Here is a 22,153-nt window from a genome sequence, read left to right on the forward strand (position 1 = left end):
CGAGCGGCGATCCGCTCGATGGTGTCACCGGCTCCCACCGTGTGGGTCAGGGAGCCACCGGCCAAGAGGGCCTGCCGCTTTTGTTCGGCTTGGCGTTGCGCCTCTTCCTCCTGGCGGCGGCGTTCTTCCGCCTCGCGGGCCTTCTGGGCGGCGATCCTCTCTTTCTCGCGCCGGATTAGCTCGCCCACATCGCCAGGGATGAGCAGTCGTTGGCCAATGCGCAGATACTCCGGCCGATCCAGGGGGGTTGCCTCGATGATCCGCTGCTGCGGAACCCGATAGCGGTTGGCAATGTCTTCCAGGGTGTCCCCTGGCTTGACGCTGTAGATCAATCCTGGCTGGCTGGGGATCAGCAACTTCTGCCCTGGCTGCAGCGGCGTACTGGCTTGAATGCCGTTGGAGACAGTGATGGCGGCAGCATCGAGCTGGTACATCTGGGTTAGTTGCCAGAGGGTTTCTCCCGGCTGCACCTCATGCTCGAGAATGCCTCGAGGCCCTTCCCCGCTTGGGATCTGGCCAGCCTCGAAGGCTTGCCGCAGTTGGACTTTTTTTTGCTCGTAGTTCTGCTGCAGGGCGCCGGACAGCGTGTGCACCGAGGGGGGAATCGGCTCCGCCAGCTGGGATCCCCAGGGGTGGCGAGAAAGCTGACGTTGATGCAGCGTGGCCGCCCCCGCCAAGCCCAACATGAGCAAGAGGCCGGTGGTCCACATCGGATAGCCCCGTCGCGCCGGAGCCAAGGTCGAGGGATCTGGATTTTCTGGCTCGGCTGGCTCATCGGAGGGGGCCGGCCCCGACTCTTCCAGGGCATCGGCGCAGGGATCCGCCTCCAGCTTTAGGAGCCACACCAGGCCCGTTAAGCTGAGAGAAAGGGCTAAGCCAGCCCACCGGAGTCTTGACGGGGCAGAGAGAAGTGCCGGCTCCCACCCCTCGGCAGCCCGCTCCTGAGCAGTCGGGATCCCTGCCGGATCCTCGGGCGGAGAAAGGGTGCTCACGGCAGCACCCTGGATGTCCAGCTCACTCCTCTGGGCATTTGAGAACGTCAATCTTTGGGGCATCCTCACACCAATAGGCTGATACTAGAGTGGAAGAGAAGATGTCAAAATTGAGGCCAGCGTCCCCTTGCAGCAAGCTCCACCAAGACTGGCGAAGCCCAAGCGCAGTTCGATAATGAACAGATTGGTTCGCACTCAGGTTAGAGTACCGTAGTTAATAAATCTAGACAAGTCTTCACAGGTAGTTTCAGCTGAGATGCTTGTCCCCCAATGATTGCAGCCTCCGGCCCGTTGAGATTTTGTCGAGCCTTATCTGATGCAGGACAGAATGTGCCATCGTGCTTACCTGGAAGATAAAGCCCGCTTTGCTGTAGCTGAAACTACAAACCAGGACTCTCCATGACTTTAGTTGTCTACAACACCTTGACTCGCCGTAAGGAAGTGTTTCAGCCCCTGTCAGCCGGTGGCTCTGAGCCCATGTCTGCCGACGAGGCGGCTGGCGGGGAGAAGCCCCTGGTGCGGATGTATGTCTGCGGCGTTACAGTTTACGATCTCTGCCACCTCGGCCACGCGCGCACCTATGTAGTGTGGGACATGGTGCGTCGTTACCTGGAGTGGCGGGGCTACCGGGTGAAGTATGTGCAGAACTTTACCGATGTGGACGACAAGATCCTCAAGCGGGCCTTAGAGCGGGGCGAATCGATGCAGGCGGTGGCGGAACGCTTCATCGCCGAGTATTTCCAAGATATGGATCGCCTCAACATCAAGCGGGCCGATCTCTACCCCAGGGCAACCCGATCGCTGCGGGCGATGTTCGAGCTGATCCAATCGCTGGAGCTCAAGGGCTTTGCCTACCGGGTACGGGATCCCCTTGCCCGTCAGGCGGAGATCCCTGCTTACGATGTCTACTACGCCGTCCGTAAATTCCCGGACTACGGCCAGCTCTCCGGTCGCAAGCTAGAGGAGCTGGAGGCAGGGGCCAGTGGCCGGGTGGGAGAGGAAGGGGCTGGCAAACAGGATCCCTTCGATTTTGCTCTTTGGAAGGCGGCTCCCCCTTCTGAGCCGGGGTTTGAGTCTCCCTGGGGTTGGGGACGTCCGGGCTGGCACATCGAATGCTCGGCCATGGTGCGGGAAAACTTAGGGGATCACATCGACATTCACGCCGGCGGAGCGGATCTCATTTTTCCCCACCACGAGAACGAGCTGGCCCAATCGGAGCCGATTACCGGCAAGCCGCTGGCCAAGTACTGGATGCACAACGGCTTTGTCAACGTCAACGGCCAGAAGATGTCCAAATCGTTGGGCAACTTCACCACCCTACGCCAGGCGCTTGCCGTCTATCACCCCATGGCCCTGCGGCTGTTCCTGCTCCAGACCCATTACCGCAGCCCGATTGACCTCACCGAGCCGGCGATGCAGGCAGCCAGCCGCGGCTGGGAAACCCTGGAGAAAGGGATCCACTGCGCCGAGCAGTTTTGCCAGACGGCATCTCCCGATTGCGAGGCGATGCAAGCCTTTCAGGCGGCTATGGACGATGATTTTGGCACCCCTGGGGCGCTGGCCCTTGCCTTTGAGCTGGCCAAAGAACTGATCCGTGAGCACAACCTCTTGACCCACCAGGGCCACACCCACCTGCAGCCGCAGGTGCTGAGGCAGAAGAGCGCCGCCCTGCTGGAGATCCTGACCACGCTGGGCTTCTGCTGGCCCCAGCCTGCCACCGCCCAGGGATCCGAGAAAGCCGTCGCCAATGGGGAACTGGCCAAGCTTCCACCCCTCGAAGAAAAGCAGATTGAGGAGCTGGTGGCCCAACGCACGGCAGCCCGCAGGGCGAAAAACTTTGCCGAGGCGGATCGAATCCGGGAGCAGTTAAAGGCCCTGGGAATCACCCTCATCGACCAAAAAGACGGCACCACCCGTTGGCTGCGGGAGTAGGGGTTGCCCATCACGAAGGGATCCTTAGGCCGGAAACGACCTGGTGGTAGAACTGGCGCATCTCGGCAAACCACTCCACTCGCGAGGGATCCCAGGTGTAGAACATGTGGCCGCCGCGGTAGTGGCGCAAGAGAAGGTTGGCCTTGAGGCGGGGATCCAGCTTCATCAAGTCCACCAAGTGGTTGGAGGCAAAGTAAGGGGTGACCAGGTCGTAGAAGCCGTGGTGAATGCTCACCCGCAGGTGGGGATTGAGGGCCATGCTGCTGCGCAGCTCGTCCATGGCGCCAATAAACCCTTGCTTGAGTTCCCCTTTGGGGGTAAACCGCCAGGACTTGAACACCTCTAAGTTCAGGAGGTGGTAGGTCAAGTCTGTGTCCACCTGGAGGGTCTCCCGCAGGTGGCTGTTGATGGCGGCGGTAAAGAGGCGATCTACCCCATCCAAGGTGGGATCGGATCCCTCGAAGGTAGGCCGATCCGGAAAGGGATCCACCGTGGTGACGGAAGCATCGTACAGCCCCAACACCAGCCGCTGGGAGCGCAACAGCTCGCGGGCAAAGCTGGCCGGGTCGATCCGACCGCCTTTGTGGGCCACATACTCAGGTGAGAGTCCGATCCCTGCCGCCATCTCTGTGTAGATGGCCTGCCGCTCTGCCTCTGGCATCGCCTCCCCCATGGCCAAAAGAGGCAACAGCCGCTGGCGGGCAAAGCTTTCTGCTTTGGGCAGCAAGATCTGCAAATCCTCCCCCCAGCCACACCGCCCGTGATAGGCCGCCGTGGCTACATAGGAGGGGAACAGGGTTGCCCAGGTGCTGAGGTTGTAATCGGTGGTCTCCAGCAGCCCGAACTCGATGGCCGGCGAGATGAGAATCGCTCCTGACAGGCCCACCCCAAACTTGGCTTGCAGCTCCTTGGCCAGCCGCGCCACCCGAAATCCCCCGTAGCTCTCACCGGCAATGAAAATGGGAGAGAGCCAGCGCTTATACCGCGAGAGGAAGCCCTGGATAAACTCGCCCAAAGATTGCAAATCCCGCTCCACGTCCCAGAAGGGTGCTTCTTTGGGGGGCTCCTCCTCCTTCTCCTCCGGCTGAGTGGGCTTGGCCGCCGGATCGGATTTTTCCTGAGAACTTTTGGCGTCTTGAGACTCTTTGGGCAGGGCGCGGCTAAAGCCTGTCCCCACCGGATCGACGAAGACCAAATCAGAAAACAGCAGCCAACTTTCGGCGTTATCCACCAGTTGCACCGGCGAGGGCGGCAGGCTGCCGTTGGGCCCAAAGCAAATCCGTCTCGGCCCCAGGGATCCCATGTGCAAATAGGCAGAGGCGGCCCCCGGCCCGCCGTTGAAAACAAAAGTCAGCGGGCGGTGCGGGGAGTCAGAATCCTGCCTCAGATAAGCGACGTGAAAGATCTCGGCCACCGGCTTTTCTCGGCGGAAGAGCGTCTGCCAGCCAGCCACCGCCCTGTAGGGGAAGGACTCCCCCCCAGCGTTGAACGTGTGCTCTGTGGTGTGCAAGACAGGAGTGGACTTAGATTCTGCAGGCATAGAGACACGGGAGCTGCAACTTGCCTATCCAGTAAATCACAAGTTGCCAGATCTCCACCCCTGCCTTGGAACAGGAGCCGAGGGTTACAGGGTGAGCGGCGCTTCCAAGGTCAGATTAAAAGATTGGCCGGGGCGCAGCACCACCACCTGGGGAGCGGTAACATTGCCTACCACTACGCCAGCCGCTGCCCCTGCCAGGACATTGCCCGCCGAGACACCGCCGGTGATGGCTCCCAAAAGGGTGCCTGCGGCTGCCCCAATGGCCGCATCCTGGGCGATGGCCTCAGCCGAATACTGCCGGGGATCTTTCTCGTCGTGAAGAATGTTGGAAACAGCCCGCAGGCTATAGGTGCGACCCCCGAGGACGATGGCAGTGGCAACAAAGCGGGATCCGCCCGGCGCCGGCTCCATCTGCCCGAAGACGCGGCTGCCAGCCGGGATCACCAAACGCCCCTGGTTGTCGAAAATGTTTTGCGTGACGGCCACTTCCAGGGGATAGATGGTGTCTGGATAAAAGTATTGCGGCCCTTCGCTGCTGAGGCTGCCGACGGGAATGATCGTCCCCTGCTCAAGGCGGTAGGTGCCCAATTCAAAAAGCGGCTGGGCCACCACCGGCAAGGGGGCCAGCAGAGGGATCCCTGCCCAACCCATCACAGCGGCTGCTAAGATAGCTTTCATTGCAAATCTCCTAATTCTCCAGGGTTCTGGCGGGTGTCTGTGGCCTTGCGGGGCCAGTTGCCTTCCCTGTGCAGATCTCTCCATAACTTCTAGGTTATCGAATCAAAGTGCCAGCCCCTTTTCCGGGGTGGGTAGCTTTATCTGCAACTTTGGGCAGTTTTGGGCAGCCCGAAAGCCTACTTGTTCAACTTGAATTGAGGCGCACGGCCCTCACCCCCAGCCCCTCTCCCAGCGGGAGAGGGGGGATGGGGCTCAAAAGTGCTGGAAGGCGTGCTGGCGGCTGAGGGGTTGTCCGTCACTCAACCACACCGTTCCCTGCGGATCCCAGCCGGTTACTTCCCCAATCCAGGTCGCCCCCGGCAACTGTTCCAGAAGGCGCTGGGCCAGCGCGGGCTCGGCGCTGAGCAACAGCTCAAAATCTTCCCCGCCGTAGAGCGCCCACTCCAGGGCTTGGCCCGGAAAAACATGTTGCAAAGCCGCCGAAATCGGGATCCGCTCCGCCTCGATCCGCGACTCCACCCCACTGGTCTGGCACACCTGCACCAGAGCATCTGCCAAGCCATCGCTGGTGTCCATGCCGGCCAGGCGCAAAGGATCCGGGATCCCTTCCAAAAGGGGTAATAGATCCAAGCGCGGGCGCGGATATTGGTGCGCCCTGATTAACTGCTCTCGCTCGGCTGCCGCGGCTGAGGATCCCTGTTCGGGATGGAGCAGCAGCTCCAGGCCGGCCCGCGCGTCGCCATGGGGCCCTGTTACGATCAGCCAATCGCCCGGCTGGGCCCGTTTGCGCTCAATAGCCCGCCCCGGCTGTACCGATCCCAGAGCCGTGATCGCCACAAACCGCTGCGGCGACCGACACAGATCCCCCCCTACCAATTCCGCTCCCCAAGGGGCACAACAGGCTTGCATCCCTCGATAGAGCTCCTCCACCCAAGCCACCGGCGTGGATCCCGGCAGGCCCAGGCCCACCAGCAAAGCCAGGGGACGGGATCCCATCGCCGCCAGATCCGAGAGATTGGCTGCCACCGCGCGCCAGCCCACTGCATGGGCCGGGGTGGTTAAGTCGCTAAAGTGAACCCCCTCCACCAAGACATCGGTGGTCACCACCAACTGCCCCTTGGGAGCGGCCAACACTGCCGCGTCATCCCCCACCACCTGGTCAGGGCAGTAGCGCTGTACGATCTGCAACAGCCCTGCCTCGCCAATTGCCGAGATCGGCAGGGGAGAAAGGTCGCCGCTGGGTTGGGGAGGACGACCCGGAGGATCGAAAAACAAAGGAGCCCTTTGCGGATACACAGCGGGGTAGCTTGCTAGCCTCGTACTAAGCGCTCCGCACCGCTGACGCGAGTAGTACGGGGCGGAAAAGCCCGTTCGCGTTAGCAGGACGTAGTCCTTGAGCGACTTGAGTCGCTCGCCAATGCCATAATTCTAAGCAAGCACCCACCCCGGTGAAAGACCCGGACAGTGCTGTCAGTCAACAAGTAAGCGGAACCTTGAGACTGGGTTCCAAGGAACCGTCTAGGGGCGTCTTGACAGCGCCTTTGCGAGTTTGTCTATGGGCTGCGTAAGAATCCCCCGACTGTAGTTGGGGGAATGTCAAGCAGCCGAAAAAGTCCGGAGCGACTCACAACCCTAAGATTCTTATCTGCCGGCGGTTGGTTGCAAGGAGCTGGTGACCGCTAGGCCCCTCAATCATCCAGAGATTGTACATTTTGCACAATTCGAGACAGCTCGTTTTTCTCATCCACATTGATGCGGGTTGGGGATCCACTGATAATCCGCTCGTAGCCACGGAAGGAATCGCGAATTTGAATGCCCGAATCGGAAATCAAATATTCGCGGATGCCTTTGTCGTGCCAGGATCCCCGCATTTTAAACACGTTGAGAGCCCGCGCCATCTCGCCCCGAATCTCCACATACTGCAACAGGATGATTGTGTCGGTGATGGTGGAGATGTGGGACTCAGTAATGGAATGGGATCCCATGAACTGGTCGGTGGTATTGGTGAAAAAGCCGGTGATCTCCTCCTGCTTGGCCAGGCCGGTTACCCCGATAACAAACTGCCGGAAAGCATTTTGGCTCACCCCCCGCGCCAGCGCCGACAGCGAGTCGATGGCCATGCGGGAGGGCTTGAAGGCCATCATCTCGGTTTTGATCTTCTGCAGGTGGTCTTCCAGGCCGGCGGACTCCGGGTAAGCGCAGATAATCTTGAGGAGGCCCTGCCGCTCGAACTCCTCTAGGTCAATACCCCAAGAAGAGGCATTGCGGGAAAGCTGTGCCCGCGACTCTTCGTAGGCAAAGAGGATGCAGCGCTCTCCGTCCAGGCAGCCCCGCTCCAGGAACTTGCTCACCAGCGAGGTTTTGCCCGTGCCGGTGGCGCCGGTGGCCAGGATAATTGAGTCTTTGAAGAAGCCGCCGCCGCACATTTCGTCCAGCTTCTCGATGCCGGAGGAGACGCGCACATTGGAGGAGCGCTGCGTCAGTTGCATGGCTCCCAGCGGGAAGATGTTGATCCCCTCGTTGGTGATGGTGAAGGGATATTCCCCCTTCATGTGGGTGGTGCCCCGCAGTTTCAGGATCTCAATGGTGCGCCGCCGCTTTTCCCCCTCCAGAATGTTGCGCAGAATCACCACGTTGTCGGAGACAAACTCCTCCACACCGTAGCGGGCAATGGGGCCGTACTCGTCGGTGCGCTCGGTGGTCATCACTGTGGTGACATTGGCCTGTTTGAGGCGGGCCGTCAGGCGGAACAGCTCCCGCCGCACCACGCCGGCAGGGTCGTATTGCTGAAAGATGGCCGTCACCGAGTCGATGGCAACCCGCTTGGCTTTGTATTTGCGGATGGCATATTGAATGCGCTCGATGAGGGCCGACAGGTCGAAGTTGCCGCTCACCTCGTATCCCTCTGGATCCGGGGAAGCATCCAGAATAAAGAGCTGGCCTTTGTCGATAAGGGCTTGAAGGTCCCAGCCGAAGCTGGAGGCGTTGCGGATGATGTCGGCAGGGGTTTCCTCAAAGGTGACGAAGATCCCCGGCTCTTGGTACTTGACGATGCCGTTGTAGAGAAACTGGAGGGCAAACAGCGTTTTGCCGGTGCCAGAGGTACCGCTGACCAGGGTGGTGCGCCCCAAGGGCAGCCCGCCGTGGCTAATGTCTTCGAAGCCCTCGATGCCCGTCTGTTTTTTCGGGATCCCCCGCAGCTCTGACCCGCCTAGGAAGGAGCTCGATGGGATCCCCTCCGCGGCGTTATCTTGCAGCTTTTCTGGCTCAGAAGGCCCCAATGGTTGGTTCATTCCCCTCTCTCTCCTAAAACCTGTCTTAAGCCTCTTCGTCCAATTCTTCGTAGAGCAAATCTAGGCCGATGAGCACTTTCTCGCGGTTGGACAGATCACCGATAATTTTCCGCACCGGTGGCGGCAGAATTTTGGCCAAGGTCGGTGTCGCCAAGATCTTATCTTCCTCCGCCAGTTGCGGATTTTTCAAGACGTCGATCACCTTCAGGCTGTACACGCCGCGGAACTCCTTTTCCAAGATGTCTTGCAAGGTGCTGAGGGCGCGCAGAGAATTGGGGGTATTGCCCGCCACATAGAGCTTGAGGACATAGGCTTTGCGAGTGGACATGTTAGGGATCCCTTGGGGCAGGTTTGGGAATGGAGCGACGGTACATTTCGCTCAGGTGGGCCATCACGTCGATGAGAGTGAGGCGGTAATCCAGCAGGATCTCTTCGCTGCGGCCCTCCAGTTTCAGTTGTTTGGCAAAATCCTCCATCAGGTTCATGTGCAGCTCCAACAGTTGGGCAGCGCCGATGTCGGCAAAAAAGGCAAGGGCCACCAGCTCGTCGATGCGGGCATTGACGGTCTCAGGGGACTGAAAATACTCCAGGACAATCGCCTGGTAAAGGTTGCGCAGCCGCCGCATGAGGGCCTGCTGCTCGTCGGGGGGCAGGTGGCGGTAAAACAGCTCCGGATCCCGATGGTAGTACACGCCGGCGTAGCCGAGGCGTTCCCGCAGCTTTTCCGCCAGCCGCCGCTGCTGCTGGTGCGTGTAGAGCAGGTAGGGCTGATCCTTGGGGTAAGGGTTTGCTGCAGGCAGGCTGCAGGTGGGAGCAATCTGGAGAAACAGGGCAATGGCTCGGTTGATCAGCAGCTCCAAGGGAGAGGGAGAAGCAGAAGGAGTGGCCTGGGATCCCTTTGGCGGCAACAGCTCTGACGGCGAGACGAGACGAACCAGGGTGGCGTTGTGGTAGAAAAACCGCTCCCGCTTGAGCAGAGCTCTTGCCCCTGGAGGAACAGGGGGGGAGGATGGTTCACCGGAGCGGCTGGCGCCGCCTTCCGGTTTGAGCTCTTCCGACACAATGGCCACCACTGTCGGCAGCAACAGTCCCTGTTTGCAAAGCTGACAGCCCAACGCCTCCAGCTTGTCCAGCCGCGTCGCGTCCACCAGCAGCACTAGGCAGTCTGGATGGTTTTCCTCCCCTTGCAGAGCCTCCAGAAAGGCTTCCGGCTCCTGGAAGACCTCAGCCACAAAGCGTTCTGGCGACAACAAAGCCTCTGCCGCCAGTGGCTCTCCAGCAGGCGGCTCCCAATCGAGCAAAAGGCTGATGTGCAGTGGGTGGGTGTCGGGCTTCAACAGGATATAAAACGATAAGAGCTAACTTCGATCTTAAATCTTCTTAAACCTGGCCGGAATCTGCCTTGGTCTCCAGAGAGACTCAAGGAGAACGGGCCATTGCCGCCTACACAGCGGGGCAGCTTGGTAGCCTTGCACGGCGGGGCGGAAAAGCTCGCAAGCAACTTGAGTTGCTCTCCCTTCGCGCCAGCGGGCCCGAGACCTTTGGTATAGTAGCCAGTAACGCTTGGCGTTCCCTGGTGGAAGACCCGACCAGGGCATAGTGTGGGGGCGTTGCTCAGCAAAGTAAGCAGAACCTCAGGGCTTTACCCTAGGGAACTGGGTAGGAGCGTCTTGACAGCGCCTTCACGAGTCCGCGTGTGGACTGCGTAACAATCCCCCGCCTTTGGTTGGGGAAGTGTCAATAGGGGTAGAAAGCCTCCGGGATCCCTATGGTGCCCCTGATCATCGATTGCGACCCCGGCCAAGACGACGCAGTGGCCCTGCTGCTGGCAATGGCGTCACCTGAGCTGCAAGTGCTGGGCATTACCACGGTGGCCGGCAATGTCTCTGTGGAAAAAACCAGCCGCAACGCCCGGCAGATCTGCGAGCTGGCCGGTCAGCCGCAGATGGGGGTCTATGCCGGCTGTCCCCGCCCGCTGTTGCGCCCGCTGCAGACCGCCGAAGAGGTGCATGGCAGAAGCGGGATCGACGGGGCCAACTTGCCGGAGCCGCAGATGCCGCTGGGATCCCTGCACGCCGTGCAGTACCTGATCGAGACCTTGATGGCGGCGCAGGAGCCGGTTACCCTAGCGCTGCTGGGCCCGATGACCAACTTGGCAGTGGCCCTGGTGCAGCAGCCCCGCATCGTGGAGCACATCCGACGTCTGGTGTTCATGGGGGGATCTGCCTTTGAGGGGAACACCACCCCTGCCGCCGAGTTCAACATCTTCACCGATCCCCACGCCGCCCAGATTGTGCTCAGCGCCGGGATCCCCGAGGTGGTGATGCTGGGCCTGAACGTTACCCAGCAAGTCCTCAGTACGCCGGAGCGGATCGAGCGGATCCGCGCCCTCGGCACGCGGGTGGGGCAGACAGTGGCCGACATGCTCGCTTTCTACGGCAAGTTCGACATCCGGCGCTACGGCCTGCCGGGGGGACCCCTGCACGATCCCTGTGTAGTCGCCTACCTGTTGCAGCCGCAGTTGTTCGAGCTGAAGCCCTGCTACGTGGAGGTGGAGACGGCTAGCCCCCTCAATCTGGGTCGGACAGTGGTGGATCGCTGGGGGCTGAGTGGCCGCCCCGCCAATGTGCAGGTAGCTTTTGGGGTGGATGCCGAGGGGTTTTACCGCCTGCTCACCGAGCGCTTAGGCCACTATCGATAGTCGAGGTCGTCGAAGGAGGTCGAGGTGAACCCTACCAGCCCAGTCCTAGTTCCCAAGCCAGCGTGGCTCAACCTGCCCACCGCCATCACCTTGCTGCGCCTTGGAGGGATCCCTTGGATTCTGCTGGGGCTGGGCCTGGGATCCCCGCTGGGGGAAGGACTGGCCCTCTGGGCGTTTTTGCTGGCGGCGGCAACGGATTGGCTGGACGGCCACTTGGCCCGCCGCTATGGGTTGGTGACCGATGTGGGCAAGGTTCTGGATCCCCTGGTGGACAAGCTGCTGGTGTTGGCCTCGCTGCTGGGCCTGCTGGAGCTGGGGCGGATCCCGGCCTGGGGAGTCTTTTTGCTGGTGGGGCGAGAGCTGGTCATTGCCGGTTGGCGGGCCAACCAAAGCCAGATCCGCGGCGCCAACCACTGGGGCAAAGCCAAGACGGTCGCCCAAATCCTGGCTATCGCTCTACTGATCTTGAACTGGCCTATCGGGATCCCCTGTTTTTGGGTGGCGGTGGCCCTCACTCTGATCTCGGGGTTGGCGTATTTGTACACCGACCATGCCGCGTCGGATGCCTCTGCCGGCTTTGCCAAGGAGAGAACCCCTGCCTGATCGCGGCAGCGGGACGGAGTCCTTGGATTGCGTCCCCGAGCAGCGTATCCTCGGCCTCGACCCGGGGTTGGGGACAGTGGGTTTTGGCTGCATCCTGGCAGGTGCCGGCGGACTTCGATCCCTGGACTACGGAGTCATCAGCACCCCTGGGGAGCAATCAATCCCGGAACGGCTGCAAACCCTCTACGAGGATCTCAAGGAGCTGCTGCGGCAGTTTCAGCCCCATCAGGTGGGGTTGGAAAAGCTCTTCTTCTACAAAATGGGCAACACCATCCCCATCGCCCAGGCGCGGGGGGTGATCCTACTCGTCCTAGCCCAGCATCATCTGGTGCCGGTGGAGTTCACCCCTGCCCAGGTGAAGCAAAGCCTGACGGGCTACGGACGCGCCGACAAACAGGCCGTGCAAGCCGCTGTGGCCCGCGAGCTCAATCTGCCCAGCCTGCCCCGCCCCGACGATGCTGCCGATGCCCTAGCTATTGCCATCACCCTTTGGCACCACCGCTTTGCTTAGGAATCGGTCGGTGTGGCTCCGTCGAGATCGCTAAACTAGACTCAGTAGCGCAAAAAGCAAAGCCTTATGCCTTCCTCTTCTGTGGACGTACGTGAGCTACCCCTGTTTCCCCTGCCAGAGGTGGTGTTGTTTCCGGGTCGCCCCCTGCCGCTGCACATTTTCGAGTACCGCTATCGCATGATGATCAACACCATCCTGGAGACGGATCGCCGTTTCGGGGTGCTGATGTTCGATCCCCAGACGGGATCCCCGGTGCGGGTGGGCTGTTGTGCCGAGGTGTTGCAGGTGCAGCGGTTGCCGGATGACCGCATGGACATTTTGACCTTGGGGCAGCAGCGCTTCCGGGTGTTGAACTACGTGCGGGAGAAACCCTTCCGGGTGGGGCTGGTGGAGTGGATCGAGGATGAGCCGACCACCGCGGATTTGCAGGGCTTGGTGCAGCAGGTTTCCACCCTACTTCAGGATGTGGTGCGCCTCTCTGGCAAGCTGATGGAGCGGGATACGGAGCTGCCGGAGCAACTGCCCACCACCCCGATAGAGTTGTCCTACTGGATTGCCAGCCACTTTCACGGGGCTCCCCGGGAGCAGCAAGCGCTGCTGGAAATGGTCAGCACCGAAAATCGCCTGCGGCGGGAAGCTGAGATCCTCGAGTCCACCCGCAAGCACTTGGCCGCCCGCACTGCCCTCAAGGATTTGTTCTCCGAAATCTCCTAAAATTTCTTGGGATCGCTTGAGCTGACTGCACCTGCACGGAAAGACCCAGGCCACGAGGGGGCTGTCAGCCCTCCAGCTCCTCGCGTTGCCACCCGTCTCAACAGCGGCTGCAAAAGCCGGCTGGGGTTTAGTTTTTGTCTAGGGATCCGATGTCCTACCCTCGCCGCTATCTGCGCTTTGCCTCCCGGGTTCTGGGCCGGGAAATGGAGATGCTCCACTTTGGGCATCACGGCTACCCGCTCATCTGCCTACCCACCAGCAATGGGCGTTTTTTCGACCTGGAAGATCGCGGCATTATCGCCAGCCTCGGCCATCACTTGGAACAGGGCTATTTGCAGGCCTTTTGCGTGGAAACCCTGGATTGGGAGACCTTGTTCAACCGCGAGCTGGACGTGCCCCAACGGCGGGATCGCTGGCTCTTGCTGGAGCGGCACTGGGTAGAAGAGCTGATCCCCTACGCCAAGGCCGCAGCACAAAATGACTTTCTGGTGGTGGCAGGCTTCTCTCTGGGGGCCACCCACGCCGTCAACCTCACCTGTCGGCACCCCGGCCTGGTGCGCCGCTGTCTGGCACTGGGGGGGCCTTACGATGTAGCGGCCCTCGGCCCTGTCACCGGCTGGGATCCCCAACCGGCGGAGCAGGAGCTGTACTTCATCAACCCCTTGGCCTACATGTCCAACATGAGCCGACAACTCTGGGAACAACTGGGCGGGCAAAATACCGAGCTAAAGCTGCTCACCGCCCACCGTGACCACTGCCTCAACGACAACCTGCGCCTGGCAGAAGTCCTCCGCCGCAACCACATCCCCCATCACCTGGAGGTGTGGGAGGGGGATCACGACTGGCCCACTTGGCAAGCGCAAATCCGCGCCTTCGCGTAGGATCCCGCCCAGAAGAGCTCGCCGAAAATCGCGAAGGCACCAACATTGCAGAAAATATAGTCATTGGTTCAAAGCAAAAGAGCCTTTTGATGATCGAGGACTACTGGGTTGGCAGCCTGCACTTTAGCGAGCCTTTTGGGGACGACACCCTGGCCCGCCTCAACGCTCTTCCGCCCGTTCAAGCTCGCAACGGCAAAACCTACAAGATCCAGGCCGAACATGTCACCATTCACGAGGTCAACCTCGACTACCGCACCAAGTATCGCCTCATCCTGGATCGCTTCAGCTACCTTTACCCGCAGGCTATCGGCCTGTTTATGGGCTTTGCTTTTCGGGGAGTGTACCTCATCAACAACCCCTTTAGCTTCTACTACTACCTGCGCAACAAGGATGCCGCCTATATGGTGGTCAAAGAGCTGGGGATCTCCATTCCAAAGACTTACATCCTACCTCCCAAAGAAGCTCCGGCTTTGAAAGCAGAAGACTTTAAGTATCACAAGTTTTTCGATTGGCAGGGGATGGCAGAAGATCTCGGCTGGCCAATTGTCATCAAACCAGCAGAAGGACGGGAGGCCATTGGGGTGGAAATTGCCTACAACATGGAGCAGCTCCTCTACTTTTACGACCGCTCCGGATCCCAGGTGATGATGATCCAGGAGAAGGTTAAAAGTCCTTACCCCTGGCAGATTCGCGCCCTCTGCATTGGCCGAAAGATTATCCCTATTAAATACATCTTTCGTAAGTTCGATGCCAGTGAGTACTTATTTGATCCAGAGTTTCTCACGCCAGAGATGGGCAAAAAAGTTATCGATACGTGCCGGATTATCAATCGGGCATTGGGCTATGAAATGAACTCGGTGGAGCTGTTCATTGACGAGCAGGGAGAGCTGCAAGCCATTGACTTTAACAATCCGGTGCCTGATGGCCGCCTCAAGGCTTTGGGGGAAATTTTTTATAACGATTACCAGCAGGCCCTTTGCGATCTGGTCGTAGATATTGTGCGGGAACAGCGTCCTTTCGACTTCTTGCCCCCAGATGTCAACCGCTTTGCCCAGATTGCCCGGCGGGCCGACCTCACCCGTGAGCAGAAGTTTCAGATGGCTCTGGAATTGGCCAACCACTACTACGAGCCCAGGGATCCCGAATAAAATAACTTAACAAAGGCACGGTCTAGCGCTGGGAAAGTTTTGAGCTGGGCAAAGAGCAGTTGTCTAGCTTTCGCCGATGTGGCCCTTGAGGTGCAGGGATTCCATCCTAGGTTGAACTTAGAGGAGGGATCCCCTCCCAGCCGAGGCAGGGCAAGTTGGTCTATCCGGACAGGCAAATGTCAACTGGTTTGAAATTGCGCTGGTGCCACGATATTCGCGGGATCCCAGCATCTGCCTGGCAAGCGCTGCAGACGGAGCGCACCTCTCCATTTTTGGAATACGAGTGGCTGCACAGCCTAGAAGCTTCCGGTTGCGCCAGCCGCAACACGGGGTGGCTGCCCTGTCACCTGCTGGTGGAGTCGGATGGGCAACTGATCGCCGCTGCCCCCTTGTATTTGAAAAGCCATAGCCAGGGCGAATTTGTCTTCGACCAAGAGTGGGCTGCGGTTGCCAGCCAACTGGGAGAACGCTACTACCCTAAGCTCATTGGCATGGCTCCTTTTACGCCGGCCACCGGCTATCGCATTCTTGTCCATCCAGACTACTCGGAAGCAGAGGTGTGGCCGTCGATGCTGGCTGCTATCGATCGCTTCTGCCAAGACAACGATATTTCGGTGTTCAGCCTGCTCTATGTGGACTTAGACTGGCGGGCCCAACTGGAGGCCGATGGATTGACTCCCCGAATTACCCACAACTACCAGTGGCACAATCCCGGCTATCGCTCTTACGAAGACTTTTTGAGCCAGTTCAACGCCAACCAGCGGCGCAACATCAAGCGAGAGCGGGCCGCCATGGAAAAAAGCGGCATAGAACTCAAGATCTACACCGGAGAGGAGATCACGCCGCGCCTGCTCTCTCTCATGTACGACTTTTACAGCAATACCTGCGCTCAATTCTGGAACTGGAGCAAATACCTTAACCGCCGCTTTTTTGAGGCTCTTTATCCCAACTACCGGCAGCGGCTGGTGCTGGTAGCCGGCGAGCGAGGTTCAGAAGTGGTGGGGATGTCTTTTTGTGTTCGCAAGGGGGATCGCCTCTTTGGGCGCTACTGGGGCTGCCGGGAGGAGGTGAAGTTTTTGCACTTTAACGTTTGCTATTACGAGCCGATTGCCCTGGCCATCCGCGAAGGGATCCGCAACTTTGATCCCGGGGCTGGGGGATCCCACAAGATTCGGCGGGGATTTCCAGCCACCCCCGTGTATAGCTACCACCGTTTCTACCGCCCCAGGCTAAAACAGGTTCTGATCCCCTATCTGAACCGCGTCAACCCTCTCATGTTGGCTGAGCTGGAGAGGGTGAATCAAAACGAGGTTCCCTTTCGAGAGGATGTTTTGCCCTCTTTGTCTGCCTTGACCCAGAGATAAGGGGCCCTTTTGGGAGGTGGGAAAGGGGCGTATCTGGCTCGAGACGACTACGGAAAAATACGCTTGAACCCTAGGCTCTCTGCTCCAGAAGCAGGGAAGCTGAGGGCAGGCACGCCAGTGTCTTAGAGCGCTTGGAAGTCCTCTAGGTTTACCACTGGATAAGCTTTTTCTGAACTGCTGCCATACACATGGCAACGCGAGCGTTGATCTCATCTTCAGAGCCAAAGATATCCAGCTTCTCTTTGAGCCTTTGAATACAGTTTTGTACGGTCTTTTTGCTCGTGTGGATGCGGTCGGCGATGGCCTGGTCGGTAAGAGCCTCTTTGCAGAGCAGGTTCAAGACCTCGATTTCCCGCTCCGTCAGCTTGGTCAAGCCGCGCAACTCACGGGGCATGCGCAGTTCTCCATTGAGGGCACTTTTGGCCCCCTCCAAAAACACAGTGCGCCGCTCCATTTTGTTGACTGCGGCAAATCCACCTTGGTGTTTGCTGATCAGGCCCACCAAAGGAGTCAGCAGCAGCGGCTCGCTGGAATAGGCCATTACATTCAAAGTAGGATAGTTCTCGAAAATGTGGCGCAAGAACTCTAGACCAGGTTCAGCAGACTGTTCGCCACTGGTTTGGCCGTAGAGCAAGTCGGCTACTACCAAGTCCGGCTGCTCCCGCTGCAGGCGCAGTATGGCGTCCATCGGATTGGAGACTGTGATGCATTGAGCATCTGCTGCAATCCGTTGCAGCCACTCGCAATTGTTTTGGGCGACCTCGGGATGATCCTCGACCACCAAAAACTTGAGCGGGGCAGTTCGGTTCTCGACCTCAAACATCGATCCACTCCTCCAAATCCATTGTCGGCTGTGGGGGGGACGGCTAAAACCCCTTTGCAGTTTAGGGATCCCACCGACAAGCTACCCTAGTGTAGCCTCAAGTTAGGCCTGAGAAGGCCTAGCAGGGTAGGCTAGAGGGTGATGTTAACCGGATCCCGACTGTGGTACCTCTGCAAGATCGCAACCCAACCACCCACCCTGCCTACGTTACTTATGCCCTGGTGCTTATCAACATCCTGGTTTTTGTGTATGAGCTTACCCTATCGCCGCGAGAACTGGTAGCTTTTTTCCGAGAGTGGGCGGTGGTGCCGGTGGAACTGACGGCCAGCTTTCAGGGGGAGGCCACCTCTTCGCTGCGCCCCGAGTGGGTAACGCTATTTACCTCGCAATTTTTGCATGGGGGCTTTCTCCATATTGGTGGGAACATGCTCTTTTTGTGGGTTTTCGGCAACAATGTTGAGGATCGCTTGGGGCATGTGCGCTACCTCATTTTTTACCTGACTTGTGGAGCTTTGGCCGCCCTAACCCAGTGGTTTTTCGATATGGAGTCCACCATTCCTTCGCTGGGGGCAAGTGGGGCCATTGCCGGGGTGTTGGGAGCCTATATCTTGCGTTTCCCGCAGGCGGAGATCCTAACTCTGGTACCCCTGGGCATTTTTACCACAACCGTCTACATTCCTGCCTGGGTATTCCTAGGTTTTTGGTTTGTGCAACAGGCGTTTTATGGTATTGCCAGCTTGCAGACTCCTATCAATATTGGCATGGAAGGCGGAGGCATTGCCTACTGGGCCCATGCGGGTGGCTTTGTGTTTGGAGCTATTTTGGGGCCGCTGATGGGTTTGTTTTCCGGCAAGAGCCCCTACGACTACCAAGCCACTCTGCGACAGCGCGACAGAGATCCGTTTTGATTTGTATTCAGAGGCCAGCTTGATAGGAGCAAATTATGGTCAGTCTGTCTGCCAAGCCCCTAACTCTGGAAGAGTTTCTGCGGCAGCCAGAAACTCAGCCCGCCAGCGAATTCATTGAGGGAGAGATTATCCAGAAGCCCGTGCCACAAGGAAAACATAGCCGCCTTCAATTGAAACTGGGCAGCTTTATTAATGAAATACTGGAGCCTTCTCAGCTAGGGATGGCTTTTCCAGAATTGCGCTCCACCTTTGCCGGCTATGCAATTGTGCCCGATATCTCTGTCATTGCCTGGGATCGGATCCCTGTGGATGAGGATGGCACCATTCAAAACCTCATACCCTTTTGCCCAGATTGGGTGATCGAGATTCTCTCTCCCGATCAAAATCAAACGAAGCTGCTCAAAAAAATCTTGATTGGCTTGGCCCACGGCTGCCAGATGGGGTGGATCGTAGCTCCCGAAGAAAGGGTCGTTTTCGCCTATCCTGCCGGACAGCAGCCAACAGTGCATGAGGATCCGCAAGAGGTTATCCCCGTTCCCGCTTTTGCCCAAACGATCCAACTGACGGTCGGAACGTTGTTTGGCTGGATGCGAGTTCAAGGCGGCGAAAGCCGCAAGCCCATTGGAGAAAAAAGCCAAGGCTAGCTACACCGGCTTCCCTCTCCTCAATTTGGCTCAGTGTTGTAAAGGGCAGGGGCTTGGGCAACCGTCGCTCCGAGGGAGGAGAGTTCCTGGCGCAGCAAGGCCACCAGGGCATTGGTGGACTGGTCGTAGAGGCTAGTGACCAGCTTGGGATAAAACCCGATGCCGATGATGGGGATGAGCAAACAGGCAATGATGAACACCTCCCGCGGCTCGGCATCCACCAGTTCCTCGTGTTCGGTCAGCTCTTTGTTTTCCGGGCCAAAGAAGATCTGCCGCAACATCGACAGCAGGTAGATAGGAGTCAGGATCACGCCAACTGCTGCCAGGAACACCACCACCAGCCGGAAGGGGAGAGAGTAGGCATCGCTGGTGGCCATGCCGATAAACACCATCAGCTCAGCCACAAAGCCGCTCATGCCAGGCAGGGCCAGAGAGGCCAGCGAGCAAGCGGTAAACATCGAGAAAATCTTGGGCATCTTCAGGCCAACGCCGCCCATTTCCTCCAGCTCCAACGTATGGGTGCGGTCGTAGGTGGCCCCCACCAAGAAGAACAGGCTGGCCCCGATCAGCCCGTGGGAGATCATCTGCAGCATGGCGCCGCTCATGCCGATTTCGGTCAGGGATCCGATACCGATGAGGACAAAGCCCATGTGGCTGATGGAGGAGTAGGCAATCTTGCGCTTGAGGTTGCGCTGGGCAAAGGAGGTGAGGGCGGCAAAGATGATGTTCACCACCCCCAGCACGATTAAGACCGGCGCAAAGTAGAGATGGGCATCCGGCAGCATGCCCGCGTTCATGCGCATTAGGGCATAGCCCCCCATCTTGAGCAGGATCCCGGCCAGCAACATGTGAACCGGCGCTGTGGCCTCGCCGTGGGCATCGGGCAGCCAGGTGTGCAGGGGGAAAATGGGCAGCTTCACCCCATAAGCAATCAGGAAAGCCCCATACATCAGCAACTGGAAGCTCAGCGGATAGGCCTTGTGGGCCAGATCCGTCATGTCAAAGCTGATGGGATCCCCGTAGAAGGCCATGGCCAAGCCCGCCACCAGGATAAACAGCGAGCTGAGGGCGGTGTAGAGGATGAACTTGGTGGCCGCATAGAGGCGGTTGTATCCCCCCCAGATGGAGAGGAGCAAATACACCGGGATCAGCTCCAGCTCCCACATCAGGAAGAAGAGCAACATGTCCTGCACGGCGAACACCCCAATCTGCCCGCCGTACATGGCCAACATCAGAAAATAAAACAAGCGCGGCTTGAGGGTGACCGGCCAAGCGGCCAAGATGGCAAGCGTGGTAATAAAAGCCGTGAGCAAAATGAGCGGCATGGAAAGGCCATCTGCCCCCACCGACCAGCTCAGCCCCACCTGCGGCACCCAGGTGTAGCGCTCCAGCAGTTGCAAGCCCGTTTGACTAGGGTCGTAGCCGACATAAAAGCCGGCCAGCAAAATGACCAGGTCGGTGACTGCGATGAACAGGGCAAACCAGCGGATCCGCTCCGCCAACTTCTGCGCGTAAGCGCGGGTGGTAGGATCCCCAGCCGGCGCCGGGATCAACGGAATAAAGAGGGCGGCCACCACCGGATAGACGATGACCGTGGTCAGCCAGGGAAATTCGTGCAAGCTGGGCAGCGCCATGAAGATAACCTCGTTACGCTAAGTTCATGCCACACCCTTCCAGGGGGATTGCCGTCGGCTACAGCCAACAGCCCTTTACTAGAATCGCTCCTGAGTATCTTTGCTCAGCAAACCTTCAAAACTATCTCTATCTTAAGGCTCTTTATCTAGTTTGCCGGGATCCCTGGCCGGGCCCGACCAGGATTCAAGCATTGACCTGGTCCTCAAACCTGGCTATTGGAAACCTCATCACCTGGTTCCCGGCTAGCTGACCCTGCGCAATCGCGCCTGGACAAGACCGCTGCTGTTGGATAACAGTAGAAATAGTACTTAACAACCAAGCCAAGTCCGCCTCTGGCGGACGGTGAGGGGGGGCTCTGGGGGAAGCTTTGAAGTATGGCACTGCATGCGGAGTTACACCGCCACCTAGGCGGTTCAGTCGTTCCTAGGATTTTGTGGCGCTACCTACATCGCCAGGGATCCCCTCTGGCAGAACGCTTTCCCGACTACGCCGAGTTTGAGGAGTTCTACACCCGCCCGCGCAACACCCTTGAAGATTACTTGGAGCTGCACACGCTGGTGGAACAGGTGCAAACCCTGGAAAGCCTACCCTATTTCATCTACCGTCTGCTACGGGGGGCCTATGTTTTTGAGGATCTGGCCTATCTAGAAATTCGCTACACCCCCTATCTGCGCACAGATCCCAGCTTGGACGAGGCGGATCGCCTCAAGCAGATGCGCCAAGTTATCGAAACGGTAGGGCAGGCCAGCCAGCAGCGGGAATATCCCATCGTCACCACCCAGATTGTGTGTTTGCACTCCCGCCTGCCCAGCCACATCAACCGCGCCATGGTGGAGGCCGCCGCCGAGTCGGAATACGTGTCTGCCATCGACCTGGCGGGGGGAGACAAGGCCTACGGCGAACGCATGGACGAGTGGATTGAGCTGTTCAAATATGCCCTGGCCCGTGGCCTCAAAACCACTGCCCATCTCTATGAGACTTTGGATGGCTGTTACCCAGAGCTGCTGCCCTACGTCTCGCGGATTGGCCACGGGATCCAGATCCCTCTCCACTACCCAGAGCTGCTGCCAGAGCTGGCGCGGCGCGGCCAATGTCTGGAGGTCTGTCCCACCACTTACCTGAAGACGGGGACACTACCCAGCTTGGAGCCCCTCAAAATCGTCTTCGACCGCTGCTTCGACGCGGGGGTAGATATCGCCATCTGCACCGACAACGCTGGCCTACACAACGTGCGCCTGCCGTTTGAGTACGAGAACCTGCTCACCCACGACATTATTGATTTCGAGCAGCTCAAGCACTGTCAGAAGGCGGCTTTTCGTCACGCTTTTGCCTGGCCCTACAAAGAGCACCCGGCCTCGCTGCTGTCGGAGCTGCAGCAGTCAGCCTCGAAGTCCCTAGTTTCCCTCTGAGAGGGGCAGACAGGACTTTGCTTGACATTTCCACCGGCAGACTTGGTCGCGCTTGCCCGGCGAGGGCTGGCGCAGCTCAAAACGACATCCCCCCTGAGTCGGGCAGCGGCCTCCTGTAGGCTGGTCTCAGAAAGGTCAGGCAGCTCAAGGCGAGCGCGGATGCGGTTAAAGTGTTGCTGCAGGCCGTGGCGATAGGTGGGATCGTAGTGCTGCTCCAGCAACTCCTGCACAAACTGCGGCCAGTCTTGGGCGTCGATGAGCTCAAACCAGCGCTGCAGGCGCGCTTGGCTATGGCGGGCTTTTAGGGATAACAGTTTCTCCTTGAGTGCCTGGGGATGGGCTATCCAGTGGGGATAATGGGCAATTATCCCCTTCAC

The 22,153-nt window shown here is 59.0% G+C and carries 20 protein-coding genes and 1 pseudogene; 11 read left to right on the forward strand and 10 right to left on the reverse strand.

Going from position 1 to position 22,153, the window contains the following annotated elements; translation table 11 throughout:
* On the reverse strand, positions 1-992 hold a 992-nt coding region (locus tag NW841_RS02550), incomplete at its 3' end, for a LysM peptidoglycan-binding domain-containing protein (protein WP_414385214.1).
* 399 nt (positions 993-1,391) lie between these two features.
* Between NW841_RS02550 and cysS the strand changes: the two genes are divergently transcribed.
* A complete protein-coding gene (gene cysS / locus NW841_RS02555) occupies positions 1,392-2,924 on the forward strand; it encodes a cysteine--tRNA ligase (protein WP_414377016.1) in 1,533 nt (510 codons plus the stop codon).
* A gap of 10 nt (positions 2,925-2,934) precedes the next feature.
* On the opposite strand, the gene NW841_RS02560 is transcribed toward cysS, so the two are convergent.
* From NW841_RS02560 to NW841_RS02585, 6 genes are all read right to left on the reverse strand, one after another.
* Complete coding sequence (locus NW841_RS02560) at positions 2,935-4,464, reverse strand: S10 family peptidase (RefSeq protein ID WP_414385216.1); 1,530 nt, start codon at positions 4,462-4,464, stop codon at positions 2,935-2,937.
* 84 nt (positions 4,465-4,548) lie between these two features.
* Positions 4,549-5,142, reverse strand: a complete 594-nt coding sequence (locus tag NW841_RS02565; RefSeq protein ID WP_414385217.1) for a hypothetical protein — start codon at positions 5,140-5,142, stop codon at positions 4,549-4,551.
* A gap of 252 nt (positions 5,143-5,394) precedes the next feature.
* A complete protein-coding gene (thiL, locus tag NW841_RS02570; RefSeq protein ID WP_414385219.1) occupies positions 5,395-6,417 on the reverse strand; it encodes a thiamine-phosphate kinase in 1,023 nt (340 codons plus the stop codon).
* A 413-nt stretch (positions 6,418-6,830) separates the two neighbouring features.
* Positions 6,831-8,435, reverse strand: coding sequence for a circadian clock protein KaiC (kaiC, locus tag NW841_RS02575; RefSeq protein WP_414366758.1), 1,605 nt, complete (start codon positions 8,433-8,435; stop codon positions 6,831-6,833).
* A gap of 25 nt (positions 8,436-8,460) precedes the next feature.
* Positions 8,461-8,763 carry a circadian clock protein KaiB gene (kaiB, locus tag NW841_RS02580; protein ID WP_011430723.1) on the reverse strand — a complete coding sequence of 101 codons (303 nt, stop codon included), beginning with the start codon at positions 8,761-8,763 and terminating at the stop codon, positions 8,461-8,463.
* Between the two features lies 1 nt (position 8,764).
* Positions 8,765-9,772, reverse strand: a complete 1,008-nt coding sequence (locus tag NW841_RS02585; RefSeq protein ID WP_414378779.1) for a circadian clock protein KaiA — start codon at positions 9,770-9,772, stop codon at positions 8,765-8,767.
* 431 nt (positions 9,773-10,203) lie between these two features.
* Here NW841_RS02585 and NW841_RS02590 point away from each other — a divergent pair, with 431 nt between their 5' ends.
* From NW841_RS02590 to NW841_RS02620, 7 genes are all read left to right on the forward strand, one after another.
* Entirely contained in the window at positions 10,204-11,136 is a 933-nt protein-coding gene (locus tag NW841_RS02590) for a nucleoside hydrolase (RefSeq protein ID WP_414385221.1), read from the forward strand.
* Positions 11,137-11,160: 24 nt separating this feature from the next.
* Positions 11,161-11,739 carry a CDP-diacylglycerol--glycerol-3-phosphate 3-phosphatidyltransferase gene (pgsA, locus tag NW841_RS02595; protein ID WP_414385222.1) on the forward strand — a complete coding sequence of 193 codons (579 nt, stop codon included), beginning with the start codon at positions 11,161-11,163 and terminating at the stop codon, positions 11,737-11,739.
* The gene (gene ruvC, locus NW841_RS02600; protein WP_414378395.1) at positions 11,687-12,250 is read left to right on the forward strand and encodes a crossover junction endodeoxyribonuclease RuvC; all 564 of its coding nucleotides are present in this window, start codon (positions 11,687-11,689) and stop codon (positions 12,248-12,250) included. The genes pgsA and ruvC overlap by 53 nt, the downstream gene beginning before the upstream one ends.
* 66 nt (positions 12,251-12,316) lie before the next feature.
* Entirely contained in the window at positions 12,317-12,964 is a 648-nt protein-coding gene (locus tag NW841_RS02605; protein ID WP_414364987.1) for an LON peptidase substrate-binding domain-containing protein, read from the forward strand.
* Positions 12,965-13,113: 149 nt separating this feature from the next.
* Positions 13,114-13,845, forward strand: a complete 732-nt coding sequence (locus NW841_RS02610; protein ID WP_414364985.1) for an alpha/beta hydrolase-fold protein — start codon at positions 13,114-13,116, stop codon at positions 13,843-13,845.
* Positions 13,815-14,993: an ATP-grasp domain-containing protein gene (locus NW841_RS02615; protein WP_414385224.1), complete on the forward strand. Its 1,179-nt coding sequence runs from the start codon at positions 13,815-13,817 to the stop codon at positions 14,991-14,993. The genes NW841_RS02610 and NW841_RS02615 overlap by 31 nt, the downstream gene beginning before the upstream one ends.
* 176 nt (positions 14,994-15,169) lie before the next feature.
* Positions 15,170-16,357, forward strand: coding sequence for a GNAT family N-acetyltransferase (locus NW841_RS02620; RefSeq protein WP_414364981.1), 1,188 nt, complete (start codon positions 15,170-15,172; stop codon positions 16,355-16,357).
* 148 nt (positions 16,358-16,505) lie between these two features.
* Here the strand turns inward: NW841_RS02620 and NW841_RS02625 are convergent, their stop codons facing one another.
* On the reverse strand, positions 16,506-17,180 hold the full coding sequence (locus NW841_RS02625) for a response regulator transcription factor (RefSeq protein WP_414364979.1): 675 nt from the start codon (positions 17,178-17,180) through the stop codon (positions 16,506-16,508).
* A 161-nt stretch (positions 17,181-17,341) separates the two neighbouring features.
* On the opposite strand from NW841_RS02625, the gene NW841_RS02630 reads away from it, so the two are divergent.
* Together NW841_RS02630 and NW841_RS02635 are read left to right on the forward strand one after the other, a co-directional pair.
* Positions 17,342-18,088, forward strand: coding sequence for a rhomboid family intramembrane serine protease (locus tag NW841_RS02630; protein WP_414385227.1), 747 nt, complete (start codon positions 17,342-17,344; stop codon positions 18,086-18,088).
* A gap of 35 nt (positions 18,089-18,123) precedes the next feature.
* Positions 18,124-18,732 carry a Uma2 family endonuclease gene (locus tag NW841_RS02635; RefSeq protein ID WP_414385229.1) on the forward strand — a complete coding sequence of 203 codons (609 nt, stop codon included), beginning with the start codon at positions 18,124-18,126 and terminating at the stop codon, positions 18,730-18,732.
* A 20-nt stretch (positions 18,733-18,752) separates the two neighbouring features.
* On the opposite strand, the gene NW841_RS02640 is transcribed toward NW841_RS02635, so the two are convergent.
* Positions 18,753-20,366, reverse strand: a complete 1,614-nt coding sequence (locus NW841_RS02640; protein ID WP_414364973.1) for an NAD(P)H-quinone oxidoreductase subunit 4 — start codon at positions 20,364-20,366, stop codon at positions 18,753-18,755.
* Between the two features lie 375 nt (positions 20,367-20,741).
* Between NW841_RS02640 and NW841_RS02645 the strand changes: the two genes are divergently transcribed.
* Positions 20,742-21,776, forward strand: a complete 1,035-nt coding sequence (locus tag NW841_RS02645; RefSeq protein WP_414364972.1) for an adenosine deaminase — start codon at positions 20,742-20,744, stop codon at positions 21,774-21,776.
* Here NW841_RS02645 and NW841_RS02650 read toward each other — a convergent pair.
* Positions 21,704-22,153 (reverse strand): annotated as a pseudogene (locus NW841_RS02650) (hypothetical protein); the annotation flags it as partial. The gene NW841_RS02645 and the pseudogene NW841_RS02650 sit on opposite strands and share 73 nt — an antisense overlap.

This window comes from Synechococcus sp. H60.3 (assembly GCF_047462295.1).
Lineage (GTDB): Bacteria > Cyanobacteriota > Cyanobacteriia > Thermostichales > Thermostichaceae > Thermostichus.

Coding starts and splice junctions, on each gene's coding strand:
- NW841_RS02610 (WP_414364985.1), top strand. CDS start 13,114: ATGTCCTACCCTCGCCGCTATCTGCGCTTTGCCTCCCGGGTTCTGGGC.
- NW841_RS02590 (WP_414385221.1), top strand. CDS start 10,204: ATGGTGCCCCTGATCATCGATTGCGACCCCGGCCAAGACGACGCAGTG.
- NW841_RS02645 (WP_414364972.1), top strand. CDS start 20,742: ATGGCACTGCATGCGGAGTTACACCGCCACCTAGGCGGTTCAGTCGTT.
- NW841_RS02620 (WP_414364981.1), top strand. CDS start 15,170: ATGTCAACTGGTTTGAAATTGCGCTGGTGCCACGATATTCGCGGGATC.
- NW841_RS02640 (WP_414364973.1), bottom strand. CDS start 20,366: ATGGCGCTGCCCAGCTTGCACGAATTTCCCTGGCTGACCACGGTCATC.
- NW841_RS02560 (WP_414385216.1), bottom strand. CDS start 4,464: ATGCCTGCAGAATCTAAGTCCACTCCTGTCTTGCACACCACAGAGCAC.
- NW841_RS02605 (WP_414364987.1), top strand. CDS start 12,317: ATGCCTTCCTCTTCTGTGGACGTACGTGAGCTACCCCTGTTTCCCCTG.
- kaiC (WP_414366758.1), bottom strand. CDS start 8,435: ATGAACCAACCATTGGGGCCTTCTGAGCCAGAAAAGCTGCAAGATAAC.
- ruvC (WP_414378395.1), top strand. CDS start 11,687: ATGCCGCGTCGGATGCCTCTGCCGGCTTTGCCAAGGAGAGAACCCCTG.
- cysS (WP_414377016.1), top strand. CDS start 1,392: ATGACTTTAGTTGTCTACAACACCTTGACTCGCCGTAAGGAAGTGTTT.
- NW841_RS02565 (WP_414385217.1), bottom strand. CDS start 5,142: ATGAAAGCTATCTTAGCAGCCGCTGTGATGGGTTGGGCAGGGATCCCT.
- NW841_RS02635 (WP_414385229.1), top strand. CDS start 18,124: ATGGTCAGTCTGTCTGCCAAGCCCCTAACTCTGGAAGAGTTTCTGCGG.
- kaiB (WP_011430723.1), bottom strand. CDS start 8,763: ATGTCCACTCGCAAAGCCTATGTCCTCAAGCTCTATGTGGCGGGCAAT.
- NW841_RS02625 (WP_414364979.1), bottom strand. CDS start 17,180: ATGTTTGAGGTCGAGAACCGAACTGCCCCGCTCAAGTTTTTGGTGGTC.